This window comes from Pseudomonas salicis (assembly GCF_057128705.1).
Map to the genome: position 1 here is coordinate 80253 of NZ_JBSKHU010000001.1, position 18409 is coordinate 98661.

Annotated in this window: 15 protein-coding genes; 8 read left to right on the forward strand and 7 right to left on the reverse strand. The window is 61.6% G+C overall.

The features are described 5' to 3' along the window. Positions 1-389 precede the first annotated feature (389 nt). Positions 390-1025 carry a cupin domain-containing protein gene (locus ACWKWE_RS00395; protein ID WP_166595310.1) on the forward strand — a complete coding sequence of 212 codons (636 nt, stop codon included), beginning with the start codon at positions 390-392 and terminating at the stop codon, positions 1023-1025. A 9-nt stretch (positions 1026-1034) separates the two neighbouring features. Here ACWKWE_RS00395 and ACWKWE_RS00400 read toward each other — a convergent pair whose 3' ends face one another. From ACWKWE_RS00400 to ACWKWE_RS00410, 3 genes are all read right to left on the reverse strand, one after another. Next, complete coding sequence (locus tag ACWKWE_RS00400; RefSeq protein WP_483849233.1) at positions 1035-1949, reverse strand: LysR family transcriptional regulator; 915 nt, start codon at positions 1947-1949, stop codon at positions 1035-1037. Positions 1950-2039: 90 nt separating this feature from the next. Next, positions 2040-2576 (reverse strand): 2,4'-dihydroxyacetophenone dioxygenase family protein, encoded by a 537-nt coding sequence (locus tag ACWKWE_RS00405; protein WP_166595312.1) that lies wholly within the window; start codon positions 2574-2576, stop codon positions 2040-2042. A gap of 149 nt (positions 2577-2725) precedes the next feature. Further along, positions 2726-2962 carry a hypothetical protein gene (locus ACWKWE_RS00410; protein ID WP_166595313.1) on the reverse strand — a complete coding sequence of 79 codons (237 nt, stop codon included), beginning with the start codon at positions 2960-2962 and terminating at the stop codon, positions 2726-2728. Between the two features lie 363 nt (positions 2963-3325). On the opposite strand from ACWKWE_RS00410, the gene ACWKWE_RS00415 reads away from it, so the two are divergent. Both ACWKWE_RS00415 and ACWKWE_RS00420 read left to right on the forward strand, forming a co-directional pair. After that, positions 3326-9604 carry a papain-like cysteine protease family protein gene (locus ACWKWE_RS00415; RefSeq protein ID WP_483849234.1) on the forward strand — a complete coding sequence of 2093 codons (6279 nt, stop codon included), beginning with the start codon at positions 3326-3328 and terminating at the stop codon, positions 9602-9604. 186 nt (positions 9605-9790) lie between these two features. Beyond that, positions 9791-10831 (forward strand): GGDEF domain-containing protein, encoded by a 1041-nt coding sequence (locus tag ACWKWE_RS00420; protein ID WP_166595315.1) that lies wholly within the window; start codon positions 9791-9793, stop codon positions 10829-10831. A 20-nt stretch (positions 10832-10851) separates the two neighbouring features. Here ACWKWE_RS00420 and ACWKWE_RS00425 read toward each other — a convergent pair whose 3' ends face one another. Beyond that, entirely contained in the window at positions 10852-11715 is an 864-nt protein-coding gene (locus ACWKWE_RS00425) for a LysR family transcriptional regulator (protein ID WP_483849235.1), read from the reverse strand. A gap of 120 nt (positions 11716-11835) precedes the next feature. Here ACWKWE_RS00425 and ACWKWE_RS00430 point away from each other — a divergent pair, with 120 nt between their 5' ends. Then, a complete protein-coding gene (locus tag ACWKWE_RS00430) occupies positions 11836-12837 on the forward strand; it encodes a quinone oxidoreductase family protein (RefSeq protein ID WP_483849959.1) in 1002 nt (333 codons plus the stop codon). Positions 12838-12865: 28 nt separating this feature from the next. On the opposite strand, the gene ACWKWE_RS00435 is transcribed toward ACWKWE_RS00430, so the two are convergent. Further along, a complete protein-coding gene (locus tag ACWKWE_RS00435; RefSeq protein WP_401151004.1) occupies positions 12866-13033 on the reverse strand; it encodes a DUF2986 domain-containing protein in 168 nt (55 codons plus the stop codon). A gap of 161 nt (positions 13034-13194) precedes the next feature. Here ACWKWE_RS00435 and ACWKWE_RS00440 point away from each other — a divergent pair, with 161 nt between their 5' ends. Continuing rightward, positions 13195-13638 carry a GFA family protein gene (locus ACWKWE_RS00440; protein WP_341964099.1) on the forward strand — a complete coding sequence of 148 codons (444 nt, stop codon included), beginning with the start codon at positions 13195-13197 and terminating at the stop codon, positions 13636-13638. A gap of 54 nt (positions 13639-13692) precedes the next feature. Here the strand turns inward: ACWKWE_RS00440 and ACWKWE_RS00445 are convergent, their stop codons facing one another. Then, positions 13693-14721 carry an AraC family transcriptional regulator gene (locus tag ACWKWE_RS00445; RefSeq protein ID WP_483849236.1) on the reverse strand — a complete coding sequence of 343 codons (1029 nt, stop codon included), beginning with the start codon at positions 14719-14721 and terminating at the stop codon, positions 13693-13695. A 159-nt stretch (positions 14722-14880) separates the two neighbouring features. Here ACWKWE_RS00445 and kce point away from each other — a divergent pair, with 159 nt between their 5' ends. The 3 genes from kce to ACWKWE_RS00460 are packed head-to-tail and all read left to right on the forward strand — an operon-like array spanning position 14881 to position 18003. Then, positions 14881-15822 (forward strand): 3,5-dioxohexanoate:acetyl-CoA acetone transferase, encoded by a 942-nt coding sequence (kce, locus tag ACWKWE_RS00450; protein ID WP_483849237.1) that lies wholly within the window; start codon positions 14881-14883, stop codon positions 15820-15822. 52 nt (positions 15823-15874) lie between these two features. Next, positions 15875-17215, forward strand: coding sequence for an MFS transporter (locus ACWKWE_RS00455; RefSeq protein ID WP_483849238.1), 1341 nt, complete (start codon positions 15875-15877; stop codon positions 17213-17215). After that, on the forward strand, positions 17212-18003 hold the full coding sequence (locus ACWKWE_RS00460) for an SDR family oxidoreductase (protein ID WP_483849239.1): 792 nt from the start codon (positions 17212-17214) through the stop codon (positions 18001-18003). The genes ACWKWE_RS00455 and ACWKWE_RS00460 overlap by 4 nt, the downstream gene beginning before the upstream one ends. Positions 18004-18024: 21 nt before the next feature. Here the strand turns inward: ACWKWE_RS00460 and ACWKWE_RS00465 are convergent, their stop codons facing one another. Next, positions 18025-18408 carry a cupin domain-containing protein gene (locus ACWKWE_RS00465; protein ID WP_166595324.1) on the reverse strand — a complete coding sequence of 128 codons (384 nt, stop codon included), beginning with the start codon at positions 18406-18408 and terminating at the stop codon, positions 18025-18027. Position 18409 lies beyond the last annotated feature (1 nt).

Sequence of the window (18409 nt, forward strand, 5' to 3'; positions counted from 1 at the left end):
TGGAACCTCGACGCAGATGATGTTGTGTGGTGGTGGTAAAAATATTTACCACCTGCAAATCTGCGAAGCAAGTTTTATTTTCCCGCGCCCCCGAAAACTGAAATCGCCCGGATGACCGGTAAGCGATTGTTTTTTCACGCCCGGCTTTTGCGATCAGGCCAGCCGTCAAGCTCACGCCGTTCGGGGTATCGAGCCCACGGCCACGCCCGCGTCCGGTGATCGGTCGTCAGCGGTTGTTACTTTTGCGCTTGTCAGCTGACGCCGGTTGGTGCGAAATACCCAACTTGGTGCACCGCGACCCTTCAGGCATCGACGGATGCACGCCGTCTCATACGCGCATTCACGCGGCGTCGGCCCGTGACATGCCGAGTTCATTCGAGGACACAACCGTGACAGATTCGCCGGCGATCAGCCGCAACCCCCACGCGCCGGAAGAGCCCGTCGAAGACGAGGTCCCGAGCGAAGACACGGCGTCGGTCGGCGAGCGGCTCAAGGCGCTGCGTCAGAGCCGGGGGTTGTCGATCCGTGGTCTTGCCGAACTGGCGGGCGTTCCCCATGCCACGCTGTCGATCATCGAACGCGACAAATCGAGCCCGTCAGTCAGTATTCTCAAGCGCCTGCTCAAGCCGCTGAACGTCACCCTGAGCGTATTTTTCTCCGACTCGGCGGTCGTCGACCGTGCGGTGTTCTACAAGGCCAATGAACTGGTCGAACTGGCAGACGGCAAAATGCTGTCCTACCGGCAAGTCGGGGCCAACCTGACCAACAGCTCGATGATGATTCTTCACGAACGCTACGAACCCGGCGCCGACACCGGCCAGGAAGGCGAAGAGTTGTACTCCCACGAAGCCGAGGAGGGCGGCATCATCATCGAAGGTCGTCTGGAAATGACTGTCGGCGATGAGGTCCGCATCCTTGCGCCAGGCGACGCCTATTACTTCGACAGCCGCTTGCCGCACCGCATGCGCAACCCGTTCGACGAAGTGTGCGTGGTGGTCAGCGCGGTTTCGCCGCCGACGTTCTGATCGGCGTGCTTATTCCCATGGATGTTCCTTCAGCTTGTCTTCCAGAAAATCGCGGAACACGCGGATTCTCGGGCTCAGGTGCTTCCTGTTCGAATAAATCAGGTAAATCGGCTCTTTACCCGGCAGGTTGAAGTCGCTCAGCAGCGGGACCAATCGACCCTGCCGGATGTCCTCGCCGATGTGAAACTGCGCCAGCTTGACGATCCCCGCGCCGCTCAAGGCCATCTCCCGCAGCAAGTCACCCTGGGCAAAAACGGCCTTGGGGGCAATCGGCAGGGTGACGATGCCAGCCTCGGCGTCGCCTGTCCCGGCACGAAATTGCCAGGTGTTCCAGGCGCTGTGAAAGCCGAAGTTGAAGCAGTCGTGGTTCAGCAAGTCCTGCGGCTGAGCAGGCGTCCCTTTGCGCGCCAGGTAATCCGGTGACGCGCAGGTAACCCACGCGCTTTCACCGATCTTCCACGCGATTCGCGAAGAGTCTGGCAGTCCGCCGCTGTGAATCGCCACGTCCAGCCCCTGATCGAACAGGTCCACGTACTGCGGCCCCACTTGCACATCCACCGTCAGGCCGGGGTAGCGCGCCAGGAATTCCGGCAGCCACGGCAGGATCTGGTGTTTGGCGAAGGTGGTCATCGTGTGAATGCGCAGCGCGCCGCTGACCCGGCCGGGAAATGCTTCCGCCAGCGAGTCCGCTTCCGCCATCGCATGGATCACCGCCCGCGCACTGACCAGATAGGCCGAGCCTTCCTCGGTCAGGGTCAACGTGCGGGTGCCGCGCTGAAACAGCCGCACCTGCAAACGGTCTTCAAGCCGGGTGATCAGCTTGCTGATGGCCGAAGGGGTCAGGCCGTTGGCCCGCGCCGCCGCCGAGAAATTGCCATGTTCGGTCGCCCACATGAAGGCCAGCATCTGTGAGTAGTTATCCATCTGCACGCTCGCGACAGGCTACGGTGGGCGCAGCCTGCCAGCATTCGGGCACACGAACAAGCCACCCGCCCGTCGCCGGAGATCGGCCTGTCAGCGAATGAACTGCTCGATGTATTCGTCCGGCAGCCCCAGGGATTTGTAATGTTTGCGTGCGGTTTCGAGCTTGGTGAACACGTCCTCGTACCCCACGGCCACGCCTTGCGGGTCAACGTACGTGTAACCGCCCTGAACGTGGAACCAGGTGATCATTTCTTCCACGTCTTCCGGCACAAACAGGGTGTGGGTTTCCCCTGGTGGCTCGTAGGCGAAAGAACCTTCGGTGGCCACCCAATCGTGTTCGAGGTAATACCAGCGGCCTTTAAGGACCAGCGCATGCACGCCGCCGCTGTGGCGATGACGGGACAGCACGCCGCTCTGGCGCACGCGCAACAGGTTGATGTAATAGCCGCCGGTGGTGCTGAGCAACAGGGGTTTGAACGAGACCGACGCGGTGACCGGCACCCATAGATTATCGTCTTGCAGCCAATCGGTGAGGACGCCAGCGTGCACCATGTCCGGCGTCATGAACGGCACTTGGGGCAGTTGATAAGGGATTGCGAGTTCATCTGGCTTGGGGGCTGTGCTCATCGGTCTCTTTCCACGGTCAGTGATCAGAATCCCCAGAGGCATGTGTGTCCGGGGTGAGCACAGCGTAGGCGAGGGTTCCGGGCAATAAAACACCGCAGATGGCACAGCCAGTGTGAAGGCTCGTCACAGGTGGGCGCGTAAAAAACGAGTCAATGCAGCATGCGCCTGGCGTCGGCCAGTCCGTCCTTGAGAATGGCATTGAGTTCCCGCCAGGGGTAACGGGCTCCGGCCGCAGAGACCTCGCAGGTCTCGGTGTGTCTGAACGGTTGCTCGTTCAACGCGGGGCACTGCCCGGCACCACAGGACCGGCACACCAGTTTGTGGCCATGGATGATCCAGTCCTTGTTCCAGCAATCCATGGTGAAAGGGGGACGTTTGCTCGACATACATACACCTCCCGAAGTGAAAAACGGCGTGGATGATTCGGTTGATGGGGCGGGGATTGTCTGGGGGCGAGCGGACGGCTGGGCGTCATCCCCGAACAGACATTGGGAGTGTAGGAGGGTTTTTAACGCCGTGAAGGCAACTGGTCGGATTGCTGGAGGATCACGACCCAACCTCCCAGCGCAGACGCCCGCGTCCGCAAAACCGTTGCGTGAGTCACCCTGAAAAGTGGCGTTTCGCCGCTCTATTACGGCGTTTCGACACCATTGCGCTGTGCGGGCTCTTTTCTATACTCCCGCGACTCTTCTGGTAGTCCGAAGTCGGGAGGACCTCGTCAACTAATAAGAACACCAGAGGAATCTCGCATGTTGCTCCTACAGCGGTCTTTCACGTATGAAGGGGACCCCGACGCCGTACCGTCGGGGACGGTCGATCTCACGTTTCAATTGCCCCGCTTCAGTTACTCTCCCGGCCCGAGCCGGCAGGGGATTCAGCGCACGCAGATTGGCACGTTGACCCAGCGACAGAGCCTTCACCTCAAAGACAGCCGTTATGAAGCCAGCGCTCCTTCCGCCGGCCTGACCGGCGCCGATAATCAACTGCTGAACTTCCAGCGTTTCACCGACGCCATCATGAAACAGGGTGAAAAGGCCGTGCCGCAACTGGCTTTTCCCATCACCCTCCAGCTGACCATCGCCGAGCTGGAAATCCCGTACCCCACGCCGTTTTCCGCGCTCTATCTGATCAAAGGCACGAATGCCGACGGGGTGACAAGCAACGGCCTCGCCAACAGTATTTTCCTGGTCAATCAGCACCGATACGACGAAGCGCTCCCCGAGTTTCAGCGCATCACCGGTCGTCGCGGCACCGTCAGCCTGCTGCAATTCCTGAAAACCCTGATTGAAGAGAACGACCTTTCCCCCAAGGACCCGATGACCCCCGACACTGTCATCAATGACCGTCTTGGGCCCCTCGTCAATCGCCTGCACCTGGAGAACGTGGCCGACTTCGCCGGTTTTCTGAAGCAGTACTTCTTTGCCCTGTTCGATTTCGACATCGTGGTCGAGGCGCTGGTCTGGATCGACATCGCTGGCCACCTGCACGTGACGACCGCTGATGGCCGCCTGATCGACAAACCGGATCTGTACTTCTACGCCCTGGACGCGCAATACAACGGCCTCGATGCGAACGGGACGACGCGGTTTCGTTCCATCGCCTACGACTGGCTGCACAACGCCGAAACACCTGCCGAGAACCGGATTGCCTTTTCACTGACCGCCCAACACAAGCTGCTGCAAAACAGCGTGCAAGGCCCGATTGCGGTGCGGGTGCGCGGCTTCGACGGCGCTGAGCTGTGGCGCAACGAGTTCGCGGCGGATGACGCGCAACTCAAGGACCTGCACATCGAAGTCGCTGAATATGGCCCAGTCGCGCTGGACCCGGACCCTGCGAACCTGCCGGTGGACGGCAAACGGCTACGGGGCAAGCTGGTCGGGTTGACCAAGGTGTGCCCATTCAAGGATGCGACGGTACTGATTCAAGCCAAGGAGCATCCGGAAGACGTCTGGCGCGTGGTCGGTCAGGCCACCGCCGACAGCAACGGCAACTTCGCCATGGCCTATCCCTATGGCAATTACGTCGCGGCCCAGGCGCTGATTTCACTGACGCCAAACACCCCCGCCGACATCCCGGTCAATCCCGACACCCCCAACGAAACCATTTCCGATGACTTCCTGTACTTGTTGGTGACCGACCCGGTGTGTGACCCACCGGACGATCAACACAAGGAGGATTGCGATTGTTCGGGCTCGGGCAAGGTCAGCCGCCTGCCGACGCAGGAAGACTTGATCAACTCTGACGAATACATGCAGGACATTGGCGGCGGCTGCATCAACCTGTCCACGCCCAATCGCACCCTGAGCGAATACAACTACACCGCCATCGTGCGTACCTCAGACCCGGATGTGGCCAATTACACCCTGACCCGGTCCACCCTGATGACCTTGCAGGGCGAGGAAGTGTCGGCGTTTCAGCTGGAAGGCGGCACCCAGCAGATCAACCGCAAGCCGGTGAACCTGGACAACCCCATTCGCTGGCAAGACACGCCCGCCGACGGCGATTACCTGTCGTTCTACCAGGCGGTCACGGTCGCGACGGGCCACATCCTGCACTACAAATCGGTGTTCAAGGCGGACGGTTATTCCCTGGGCAACCTGCTGTATTCCTTGCCGCTGGCACCCGGTCAGAAGAAACAGATCGCGGTCTTCGATTCGAGCCACGCGTTGCAGGCCGCCGAGTCGCAGAACGTTTCCCAAGGCGAGCGGCTGACCGCTGACCTCGTTTCCGAGCGGGAAATCGCCGACCAGTTGGGCGGCTTTTTGGGGGAAGCCGTGCAAGGCCAGAGTTCAGCGACCACCAGCGGGGTGAGTGCCGGGCTGGGTGTGGCCGCCAATATTGGTGTGGTGTCAGGCGCACTTGGCGTGGCCGGGGGCACGGCCAGTTCCAGCAGCAGCGCCTCGCAAAGCGGCAGCCGCAATACCTCGCAATTTTTCGCCGAGAAACTGCGCCAGGCCGTGATGCAAAACGCCGACAGTTATCGCCAGCTCAATGCGTCGGTGGTCACCACCGTGCAAGAGGGCCAGCAATACCGCGCGACCACCGAAGTCGTCGCCAACCACAATCACTGCCACTCGCTGACCATGATGTACTTCGAGGTGCTGCGGCACTTCGCGGTGTTTCAGGAATTGGTGGCGGTGGAAGAGTGCATCTTCGTGCCGCTGCTGATGACCAACTTCACCATGGACAACATCCACAAATGGTCGGACGTGCTGGCGCCCGCATTGCTGCCCATGCCGTCCAACACCTGGTTGCAGCGGTTCAGCTGGCTCAGGGTTCACCCGCTGCTGAAGGGTTTCGACGCCAACGAGCGGATCAGGACCCATTACGCCCACGTGGATTTCCCGGCCACGCGCTATTGCGACGACGCGATCACTGAAGTGAAGGGCAGTTTCAGCGTGCGTGCCGTGCTGCCCCGGCCGAAAACCCGTTTCGACCGGATTCTGTCTTTGCCGATCATCCGCAAGACCGTCACCACCCAGGGCGGGGTGGACGTGGAAGGCACCATCCGCGACAACATCAAGTCCACCGCCATCGCGGCGGCTACGGGCGGGCTGTCGCTGCTGTTCGGCGGCGGGCCGTCGGTCAGCTATCAGACCGAATCCCATGACGTGCTGACCCCCGGCAAGATTTTCGACCTGTTCATGACCCTGGACGAGAACTACGAGTCGGTGTCGCCCGCCCAGTGCATCCGCGTGCATTCCTTCAATGACCAGAAAATCCTCGTCAACAACGTGCTGACCCCCATCAGCTTCTTTCAGGGCATGGAGGACGACAAAAAGCTCTGGGATGCCTACGCCAACATTCTCGACATCACGACGCTTGAGCTGCTGAACAAGTTCGCCAACAACGTGATTGCCGACTGGGACCGGATTTTCTTCAGCGACATCGCGCCGCAGTTGGTGACGCGGCTGATCAGCCAATCGACGCTGGTCATGAAGCCGTTCAGCTCCCTCGACATCACCGCGCTGAACCGCTACTCCACCAAAGAACAGTTGCTGCGCTACAACTTTCAGGCCAACAGCACCTCGACCCGCGCCGCCATTGCGCAGATTCAACTGGTCTACAGCTTCGCCGCCAGCGTCTCGGCGGTCAGCCGCACCACGCTGGGCAACATGGTCACGCTGACGGTGGAAAGTCTCAACGTCAATTACGCCACGCCTCACTACAACGGGCGGATCTACAGCGGCTATCTGGGCAACGACCTGTTCGACGGCGTCACCCAATCCACCCCGATGAACTCCGATGAGCAACGCAACCCGCGCAAGGAGGACGTGTTCATTGTCAACAAGCTGACCGAGCACCTCAACAGCAACCTGGAGCACTACAACAACCGCCTGTGGTACGGCCTCGACCCGAACCGGCGCTACATGCTGCTCGACGGTTTTTCGATCCAGGTCTACAACGACAGCGGCGTGCCGCTGGTCTATCGAAGCCTGGCGTCGGTGGTGAAGAACGAGCTGATTTGCGTCACCGGCAACTCCCTGGTGTTTCCCGTGGCGGCGGGCTACCGGGTCAGTCAGGCATACATCGTCGAGCACGATGCGCAGGGGGAGGCGGTGGACGTGTCGCTGTTCGATCACTACCGGCCGTTGACGCCGCCGCCACCGTTCCGCATCAGTGTGCCGTCCCGTGGCGTGTTCCTTGAAGCGGTGCAGGGCGCCTGCGATGCGTGCGAGAAGGTCAAGGACAACACGTCCCAGGACTGGACCCAATTCACCACCGATGAGCCGACCTCAATCGCGCCGCTGACCCCGCCCACCCCGGTGGTCACCGACTGGAAAGCGGTGTTCAAGGACTTCGCGCCGCCGCTGATCAACATCCAGAACGCACCGGCCAACCCGGAACCGGGCGTGGGGCTGGCGACGCTCAACGAATTGCTCGGCAAGGCCGGCATCTTCAAGGACGTCACCGGGCTCGACGCGAACCAGCAGAACGCGATTCGCACCTACCTTTCCAATCAGGACAACGCCAAGGCCTTCGCCGAGATGGCGCAGAAAATGTCCATCCAGGGCCACAATACGGCCAATTCCGACAAGATCATGGACACCCTGAAAAGCGCCCGGCAGGACGGCGCGATTTCTCAAGACGATTACGGCAAGCTGGTCAAGGAGCACATCCAGAATCAGATCGATGGCGGCGACAAGGAAAAAACCGCCCTCGAACGGGCCAGTGCCGAAAAATCGAGCCTGTCCACCGCAGCGGTCAAGGCGATCGATCAGGGCAAAACCGTCAAGGCGCAAAAAACCGATCCCGAGGGCGTGGCTGAATCGGTCGAAGTGTCGGCGGGCACGGCGGAGCAGGTCGTCGCCAAGTTCGCGGGCACCGTGCCGAAAATGAAGCAGCAAAACAGCATGGCGTGCTGGGCGACGGTCGCCACCATGATGGTCAGCTGGAAAGAAGGCCATGCCATGACTGTCGAGGAAGTCTTGCAGAAGGCCGGTGCGCAATACCTGACCAAGTTCCAGAACCAGCAGGGGCTGGCGTCATCCGAGAAAGAAGCCTTCATCGGCGCGCTCGGCATGGTCGGCGAGCCACCCGCCAGTTATTCGATGGCGCAATACATCGATTGGGTGAACACTTACGGGCCGCTGTGGATCACCACCGATTCGTCCACCGCCACCGGGCAGTTCTCGCCCCATGCGCGGGTGGTCACGCGCATCACCGGGACCGGCGCCGCCGACGGCACGGCCACGCAATTCGTGTTCATCGACCCCGCCACCGGAAGCGAGGTGTCCGAGCCCTTCAGCACCTTCCTCGACGCCTACGAGCAAATGGTCACGGACAACCCCGGCGACCTGTTCATCCAGATCGTGCATTTCTCCGATGCCATCGGCGGCGGTGGAGAAGGGGGCACGCCGACGACGCCGGTGCCTGCCTGGGCTGACGCTGTCGATCCGTTTTCCGGCCCTGTCACGGCGAACATCGACACCGCTAACGCCTCGATGACGACCGCGTTCGCGCCGGTGACGGTCAGCACCGCGAACAACCTGTGCGCGGCAGTGGCCGATGTGACCGGGGCTCCGGCGTCGGCGGCGTTCGCGGGGCTCAACGATCAGGACATGGTCTTCGTCGGCAGCCTGATGAAAGTCACGGTGATGTACGCCGCCTTCGCTTTGCGGGCGCGGGTTCAGGCCATGGCCGACGCGGCGCGGCCCAACGGCATCACCACGGCGGCCGATCTGTTCCCGCTGATCAAACGCGCCTGGGCGCCGAAGCTCAAGGCGCTGTTTCCAAGCCGTCCGACCACCAGCCTCGGCAACGGCCAGGACGTGACGATTCCACAATTGAACACGCTGTTCACCCTGTCGGCTGCGGGCAAGGTCGAGTTCGCCATCGCCTCGCCCGCGATCAGCAACGCCGATCTGGACACAGCGGGTGAGTTCGGCGCGCCACCCGGGCAGTTCTACGACTGGATGCGGCTGATGATGCGCTGGTCGAACAACACCGCTGCGGGCCGTTGCATCCTGGCGCTGGGGTATTTCTACCTCAACGGGCTGTTCGCCAATGGCGGTTTTTTCGACGCGGGCAGCAACAAGGGGCTGTGGGTGTCAGGGGATTATCAGGGCCATGACTGGGTGCGGAACACAGCCGAAGCGGCGGCGAACGCCGGAGGCGTGGCCCTCACACCGCGTTGGGCCACGGCGCAAGGACGGCAGAAGAGCAACTTTGTGGCCACGTCCCGGCAAGTGGGCCGCTTGATGACCGCCATGGCCATGGGCACGCTGGTGGATGCCCCGGCCTCTGCCGAGATGCGCACCCTGGCGAACCAGATGTCCGGCGGGATCGGCAGCTACGGAGGCAGTGCACTCATGGCTGTCGGGCGCACACCGACTGCCGTGTCGTCGAAAATCGGCTTCGGCGATGACAGCTTCAGTCACGACTGCGTGATCATCGAGCGTACCGTGGCGGGAAAATCGTTGCGTTACGCCGCCGTAGTGCTCGGCTCGGCGCCCACGAAGGCCCGGCAGGACCTCAACGATCTGTTCGTTCTTCTGGATGACACCGTGGTGGTGCATAACCCCTGAAGGCGTGTCGTCCTGCGCAGCAGGCGCAAACCCCGCGTGACCGAGCGTGGTTTGCGTCTCTGCGCTTGTACACGCGCCGAACGGTGACGTTCTTAATCATGGCAACGGGCAGTTTTAGGTACTATCTGCGCACTGCGACCCGATGAAGGCGAGCGGCATTAGAGCGTCTGGCGGGGTTGATGAAGCATGCAGGGTACTGAAGAAAGTCTTGAGCAGAAGTCGTTCGCCCAATTGCGGCCGCTCAAGATATCCAGCGAGATTCTGGCCGCCGTGGCGTGCTGCGTGGTGTTGTTCGTGGCCAGCCGGACCCAGCCCATATCCCCTTGGTTGTATGGCTACTGCGCCATCGCCGGGGTCATCTGTTTTCTCACGTACCGCGCCCGCACCACACGGGAGCTGTGGCTGACCGGGCTGCTGCTGTTGTGCACCTGCACCGCGTGCCTCGGTTCACTGGCCATCGCCCTGGGCAATCCGCTGCTGTGGTTCCTGCCCATCGGGCTGGTTTTGAGCTTGCCGGTGTCGGCCATGCATTTTCATCCACTGCAGGCCTTGAGCACCGGCGCGGCCATCTGGGCCACGCTGTTTTACACGGTGCAACCGGCCTTCGACCGGCAACTGGACCTGACCCTGACACTGATCCTCATCACCGGCAGCCTGCTGGTGGCCACGCTGGTGTGCCAGACGTTTTGCCTGATTCGCAAGGATGTGTTCGACCTGCAACATCAACTGCACGGCATGGCCTACAAGGACACCCTGACCGGGCTGCCCAACCGGCGCGCCTTCATCGAACGGCTCACCGCAACCATCGAGGACGGGAGCGCCACGTCGCCGCTGTTCTTCCTGATGCTCGACATCGACGATTTCAAGAAGATCAACGACGGCTACGGTCACGACGTCGGCGACCGGGTATTGGTCGAAGTCGGCAGGCTGTTGAAGGACCGGAGCCAGGGCCATAACTTCGCCCGGCTGGGCGGCGAAGAGTTCGCCGTCGCGGCTCACGTGCATGACCTCGCGGCGGCACAAGGGCTGGCACTGGCCATCGTCGAAGCCGTCAACACCAGCCCGTTATACGGCCTGACGTTGTCGATCAGCGTGGGCGTGGCGGAGCGTGAGCCGGGCGAGTCGATGTTCAGCCTGATGCGCCGCGCCGACCTGGCGTTGTACGACGCGAAAAGTGCGGGCAAGAACCGCTTCGCGATGGCCCCGTCGGAAGCGGTCAACGCCTGATCTTCACGGGTTTTACCGGGTCATGTGCGCAATCGTGGCTCGCTGTGAACGCACTCGACCAGAAAGTCCATCACCGCCTTGACCGACGGCGAGCGCCGAAGATCGGGGTACACCGTCAGCCACAGATCACGGGCGGGGCCTTCGCTGTCGACCGTCAGACGGCGTAGCGCAGGGTCGCCGTCGCCCACGGTGGTCGGCAGCACCACCGCCCCCAATCCGGACCGGGCCGCCATCTGCTGGGACATCAAGTCGCTGGCGGCAAACACCACCGGGCGATGACGACGAATCTGGTGCAACCACGCCTGCTGCGGCAGGTGATCGCGGCTTGCGTCGTAGCCAATGAACGTCCATTGCTCGGCGGGCTGCTCGGCAAACGCAGCGCTGGCGTAGAGCGCGAACCGCACCACGCCGACCTTGCGGCGGACTAACGCGTCTTCCTCGGGCCGCACCGTGCGCAGTGCAATGTCGGCTTCGCCTTTGTCCAGCGCCGCCAGCGACAGCGAGGGCAACAGTTCCACGTTCAAGCGAGGGTGCTGGCGTCGCAGCTCGGCCATGCGTGGCGCCAAGGTGTGAATCGCCAGCGAAGGCGGCGCGCTGACCTTGACCGTTCCGGCCACGTCGATGGACGCCACCCGCGACAACTGCTGCACTTCACTGGCAATCCCGGGCAGCGCTTCCAGAATCCGGCTCAAGGCCCGGCCGTCCTCCGTCAGCGGCCGACTGCGGGGCAAACGGTCGACCAGACGCAGGCACAGCGCTTTTTCCAGTGCGTCGAGGCGCCGTCCCACGGTAGCGTGCTCTACTTGCAATTCGCGGGCGGCCGCGGACAACGACTGCGTGCGGGCCAGCACCGAGAACACGTACAAATCCTGCCAATCGAACATCGGGTTATTTCCGAACGGAGGGTGGGAAAGTTTGGGGAGTTATCGAACCGACTGCTGCGTTTTAACATGGATCGCATCGACGACGACAACCGTCCCGGACTGACCCAGGAGCGACTCACGATGAAAGGCATCATGATCCAGACCTACGGCGGACCCGAGGTCGTGCATTTACGCAACGACCTGCCCACACCCGGGGTCACGCCGGGCCACGTAGTGGTCAAGGTCGCTTACGCCGGGATCAACTTCATGGACGTGCACACCCGTCAGGGCAAGTACGCGTCCTCCGCCACCTACCCGGTGCGAGCGCCCTGCACGCTGGGCATGGAGGGCGCCGGGAGAATTGTCGAGGTGGGCGAGGGCGTTACGCATCTGGCCGTCGGTGATCGGGTGGCGTGGTGCATTGCGTGGGGCAGCTATGCCGAGTACGCCAGCGTGCCCGCTGAAAAGGTCGCAAAAATCCCCGATGCCATTCCCTACGACCTGGCCGCTGCGACGATTTTTCAGGGCGCGACCGCGCATTACCTGGTGGACGACATCGCCCGATTGGGGCCAGAGAGCACCTGCCTGATTCACGCCGGGTCCGGCAGCATCGGCCAGTTGCTGATCCAGATGGCCAAGGCACGGGGCGCCGAAATCTTCGCCACCGCCAGCAGTGAGCGGAAATGCGCGATTGCCACCGAGCGCGGCGCCCATCACGCGATGCGCTACGACGAAGGCGGTTTTGCGGATCGCATTCGTGAAGCGACACAAGGCAAAGGCGTGGATGTAGTGTTTGACTCGGTGGGCAAAACCACCCTGCGCGACAGCTTCAGGGCGTGCCGCACTCGCGGGCTGATCATCAATTACGGCAACGTCTCCGGCTCAGTCACCGACCTCGATCCCATCGAACTCGGGGAGGGCGGTTCACTGTTTCTCACCCGGCCTCGGCTGGCGGATCACATGGCCGACGGAGCCACGGTTCAGCGCCGCGCCGATGCCGTGTTCGGGGCCATTCTCGACGGAACACTGAAGATCGAGATCGAAGGTCGTTACCGGATGGAAGACGTCCAGACCGTTCACGCCCGGATCGAAGCCCGGGAGCAGATCGGCAAGTCGGTGCTGTGGGTGGCGGATGTGGATTGAACGTTAAGATCGCCGCTTCTGTGCGCGATCAGTTGTCCGATTCAGTCTGCGGGCTCGGCTCGGCAGCGGCTTCAGCCTCAAGCTTTGCCCGGTCGGCCTTGCTGATGTAGGTGGACTTTTTCTTCGGGGCCAGTTTGGCGCTGGCTTTTTTGGCCTTGGCCTTGAACAACTGTTGCAGCTTTTTCTGACGGTTCATCTTCGACTCGGCGCGTTTGGGCGGTGATGCGGAGGGACACGCATTGTAGCGGTGGCGTGCCCTGGCCGATAGCAGGCGTCCGGCCAACCGACGAGCCGACGCCCTCTGCTACTATCGCCAGCCTGTAAACGTCATCCCATGATCTTCGTGAGGCCGAGGAAATGAACAAGGATCAAGCCGATTTCGAGGGCAGCTGCCACTGCGGCACGGTGCGCTTTCGCGTCCGACTCGCCGATGGACTGCACACCGCCCGTCGTTGCAACTGCTCGTACTGCCGGATGCGTGGCGCGGTCGCCGTGACTGCCCGTCAGGAAGACCTGCAGATCGTGACAGGCGAAGACGCCCTCACGCTGTACGAATTCAACACGCGTACGGCCAGGCATTACTTCTGTTCCAGGTGCGGCATCTACACCCACCATCAACGCCGCTCCAACCCCACACAACTGGGGATCAATGCCGCGTGCCTGAGTGGCATCAGCCCGTTCGATTTTGCCGAGGTGCCGGTGAACGACGGGGTCAATCATCCTTCCGACAGAAAACGTGAAGGCGGGAGCGGCATTCTCGGGGTGTTGCGCTTTGAGCCGACGGAGGAAAAAGACCGCTAAGAAAGGGTCTGACTGTCGGACACATCCCGGCGCTGCCATCACCGGCTTGTATGATCAGCCCTGACGGTATTCCTTCGTGGTCTTGCCGGTCCAGCGCTTGAAGGCACGCCTGAAGTTGGTGGGCTCCGAGAAACCGAGCAATAGGGCAATGTCATCAGTGCTCATCACGGTCGTCTTCAAGTATTCGACCGCCAGTGAACAGCGCACGTCATCAACGATGGCAGCGAATGACGTGTCTTCCATCTGCAGCTTGCGGCGCAGGCTGCGGGTGGTCATGTGCAAATGCTCGGCCACCGCCTCCATGCTCGGAAACTCTCCTGGCGTCTGCATCATCATCTGATAGACCTCTCCGGCAATGCCCGCCGACACCTTTGCCTGCCCGATCAATCGTTCACAGGTTTCCTGGAGCACGGTCGCGGTCAGGCGATGGGCAAGGTGCGGCTTCTGATCGAGAATCGCGCTGTCGTAATGCAGCTCGCATTGCGGGTGGTCGAACACGCACGGACACCCCAGATAGTCGCGGTAGAGGTGTGCATAGGCGGGCGCGGGGTAGGAAAAGCAGGCTTTGGTCGGCGGGCAACTCTGGCCGAACACGTCTTGAAGATGAGTGACGTGCTGGGTGAATTGCTGCTCGATCCAGAACTGTTTGATTTCCCGGGACGGGCTCGGTGTAGAAGCATCGGGAAACGTCCACACCGCGCGGTCTTCGTATTCCTGCCATTCAATGGTCAGCGTCGGCGTGGCCAGCGCGTGGTATTTCACTCCCAGCCGAAAATAATCACGCAGTGACAGGCACGACATCAGCGCATATCCATACATGCCGTAGGCAGACAAGTGAAGGCGTGCGCCAGTCTTGAACGGGGTGGCCGGGTCTTTGGACAGCGACACGGCATTGCCGCACACGGTCGCGTATTGGCGGACCGAGGTGAGGGCAGTGGCGTCGTTGATCTGGTCTTCCGTAATGCCGCTGCCTTTCAGGCTGTCGGCAGGGGCGATCCCTTGTTCAGCGAGGACTTCCACCAACGCCGCAATCTTGTAAGGGGCATAGATGCGTTCGTTGAACAGCGGCAGTTTTCGTGACATTCATGGGGCTCCGCTCAATGTCCTTCAGGGATTCTTTAGTGTCCGGTAAGGATCTTACTGCGAATGCACAAACGCAATAAGCTGATCTCGACACGCGCCGCGCCTGCCTGACGTCATTCGCGATGGCGCCCACGCCAATAAAAACAAAGGTTGTCCTTCATGAGCTCGCCGAACCGAAAGGTCATCATTTCCTGCGCGATCACTGGCGCTACCCACACGCCGTCGATGTCCGAGTACCTGCCCCTGACGCCCGCCGAGATCGAACGGCACGCCATCGAGGCCGCCGAGGCAGGCGCGGCGATTCTCCATCTGCACGCCCGAGACCCTGAAGACGGACGCCCCATACCCGATCCCGACGTGTTCACCCGATTCGTACCCGCGATTGCCCGCGCCACCGACGCCGTCATCAATATCACCACGGGTGGCAGCACTCGGATGACGCTGGCTGAACGTCTGGCGTATCCCCTGACGGCTCAACCGGAGCTGTGCTCGTTGAACATGGGCTCGATGAATTTCTCAATCCATCCGATCGCCCGCAAGATTGCGTCGTGGACGTATGACTGGGAGCGTGAACACGTCGAGGGCATGGAAGATGTGGTGTTCAAGAACACGTTCAAGGACATCCGCCAGATCATGCAGCAACTGGGCGAATGCGGCACGCGGTTCGAGTTCGAATGCTACGACGTCGGGCACCTCTACAACCTGGCGCATTTCGTCGAGCAAGGGCTGGTCAAGCCACCGCTGTTCATCCAGTCCTGCTTCGGGATTCTGGGTGGACTGGGTGCCGACCCGGAAAACATGCTGCTCATGCGCACCACGGCCGACCGGCTGTTCGGGCGCGAGAACTACGAGTTTTCAATCCTTGGCGCAGGGCGTCACCAGCTGCCTTTCGTGACCATGGGTGCGATCATGGGCGGCCATGTGCGGGTGGGCCTGGAAGACAGCATCTACCTCGCCAAAGGGGTCAAGGCCAAGACCAACGCCGAACAGGTGCGCAAGGTTCGGCACATTCTCGAGGAACTGTCCTTTGAGATCGCCACCCCGCAGGAAGCCCGCCAGATGCTGGGTCTTAAGGGCCGTCAAAACGTGCACCTGCAGTGATGCAACGCGGCCAGACTATCGAGCAGTCAGAACAACAAGAAGAGGTTTGATCATGACGGTCATGTCCAGCGCTGCGCAGCTCCATGCGCTCGCGACCCGGCGAGCGATGGTTCGATTGATACCGTTGATGTGCGCCATTTATTTTATGTCCTACCTGGACCGCACCAACGTTGCACTGGCGAAGGCGGCGCTCAATGCTGACCTGGGGATCAGCGCGGCGGCGTTCGGACTGGGCGCGGGCATCTTTTTCATCGGCTACGCCTTGCTCGAAGTCCCCAGCAATCTGCTCGCCCACCGCATCGGGCCACGACGCTGGATTGCCAGGATTGCAGTGACTTGGGGCGTGCTGTCTTCTGCGATGATGTTCGTGCAGGGCGAGGCGTCGTTTTACCTGCTGCGGGTGCTGCTGGGCATTGCCGAGGCTGGTCTGTTTCCGGCCTTGATGTACATGGTGACCCTGTGGTTCGCGCCCAAGGACCGCGGCATCGCCATCGGCTGGATTTACATCGCCCCGGCGCTGGCGCTGGTCATTGGCAACCCGATCGGCGGCGCGTTGATGCGGCTGGACGGGGTGAGCGGTTTGCACGGCTGGCAATGGATGTTTTTGCTGGAAGGCCTGCCGAGTGTGGTGGTTGGCGTGATTCTCTGGTTCAAATTGCCGGACCGGCCACGGGATGCGCGCTGGCTGAATGCGGCGCAGGCGCAATCGCTGGAGACCCACGCGCTGTTGCCGGGGCAGGGTGAGCCTCATCGCTATTCCGGGCAGTGGATGAAGGCATTGACGCGGCCGACCACGATCCTCATCGGCCTGATTTACTTCCTTAACCAAGTAGCGTTCGTGGGCCTCGTGTTCTTCACGCCGTCGATCATCCAACAGATGCAGATCACCTCGCCACTCACCGTGGGCCTGTTGTCCAGCAGCGTCGGCTTCGGTTTTCTCGCGGGGGTTCTGGTGCTGCCGAGGGTGCATCGCGCCGTGGATCGCGACACGTATTGCCTGAGTCTGTTTACTGTGGGGCTGATCGCCAGTTCAGTGGCGTTCACCCTGATTGATGACGCGATAATCCGCATTGCATTGTTCACGGCCACGTCATTCTTCGCCGGTGGCGTGCTGCCGACTTATTGGGCCATCGCGATGAAACGGCTGCAGGGCATCGAAGCGGCGGCCGGGCTGGCCTTCATCAACACGCTCGGTTTGCTGGGTGGTTTCGTCGGCCCGTTTCTGTTTGGTCTGGCGGAGAAGGCATCGGGACTCAGTTCATCCGGCTTTTATGTGATCGTGGCCGCCGCCGTGCTCGGCTTGCTCCTCGTACCCTTGTTGGGCATGGCGATCAGCGCGCAAGCGGGTCGCCCGTTGACTGAACCTGCTATTGAAGGAAGGGAAGCGCTGTGAAGATTGTCGATTTGCTCAAACCGCCCGCGGGTCTGAAAGTTTTGATCACCGGGGGCGCCGCTGGAATCGGTGCGGTCATTGCCAGGGCCTTCCATGAAGTCGAGGCCCAGGTGTATATCTGCGACATCGACGGCGAGGCCGTGGAACGGATGAAGCGCGAACACCCCGGCTTACGGGGCAGCGTGGCGGATGTTGGCGTCCGGCACGACGTGGACCGCATGATGGACGAGGCGACGTCATCGCTCGGTGGTGTGGACGTGCTGGTCAACAATGCCGGCATCGCAGGCCCCACCGGCAACCTCGAGGATCTGGATCCGGACGCGTGGGAGCACACCGTCTCGACCAACCTCAACAGTCAGTATTACGTGCTGCGCAAGGCCGTGCCCTGGCTGAAAAAGTCAAACTGCAACCCCCACATCATCGCCATGTCTTCGGTTGCCGGTCGCCTTGGTTATCCCTTCAGAACGCCTTACGCCTCCACCAAATGGGCGATCGTCGGGCTCATGAAATCGCTGACCGGCGAACTGGGGCCAGACAACGTCCGGGTCAACGCCATCTTGCCGGGCGTGGTGACGGGCGAGCGCATGAACCGGGTCATCGATGCGCGGGCGCAGACGCTGGGGATCGGCTTCGACGCGATGCGGGACCAGTATCTGGAAAAGATTTCCCTGCGCCGCATGGTGACCATGGAAGACGTCGCAGCCATGGCGCTGTTCCTTTCCTCTCCCGCTGCCGTCAACATCAGCGGCCAGGCGATCAGCGTGGACGGGAACGTCGAATACCTGTGAGCGTACCCCGCTAGCCGAGGGCTACGCCAACTGCTGCTCAATCGTCTTGCTCAACGGCGTCTCGACGTCGCCGGTGTGCAGGGTGTCCATCGGCTCGATCAGCACGATCCAGCATTCCTCGTCGGCCACCGGGTTGTGCATCACGCCTTTGGGCACGACGTGGATCGACCCGGCCGGCAACTGGGAGACGCGGCCCCCTTCGTATTCGATTTTCAGGTGGCCGCGCAGGACGTAGAACAGTTCGTCCTGTTCCGCGTGGTTGTGCCAGACGAATTGCCCCAGCAATTTCGCTACTTTGACGTATTGGTTGTTCACCTGCGCCACGACCTTCGGCGACCAGTGTTCGGTGATGTCGTCGAAGCAGGCATTCAGGTCGAAGGATTCGGCAAACGGCAGGCTAAGCATG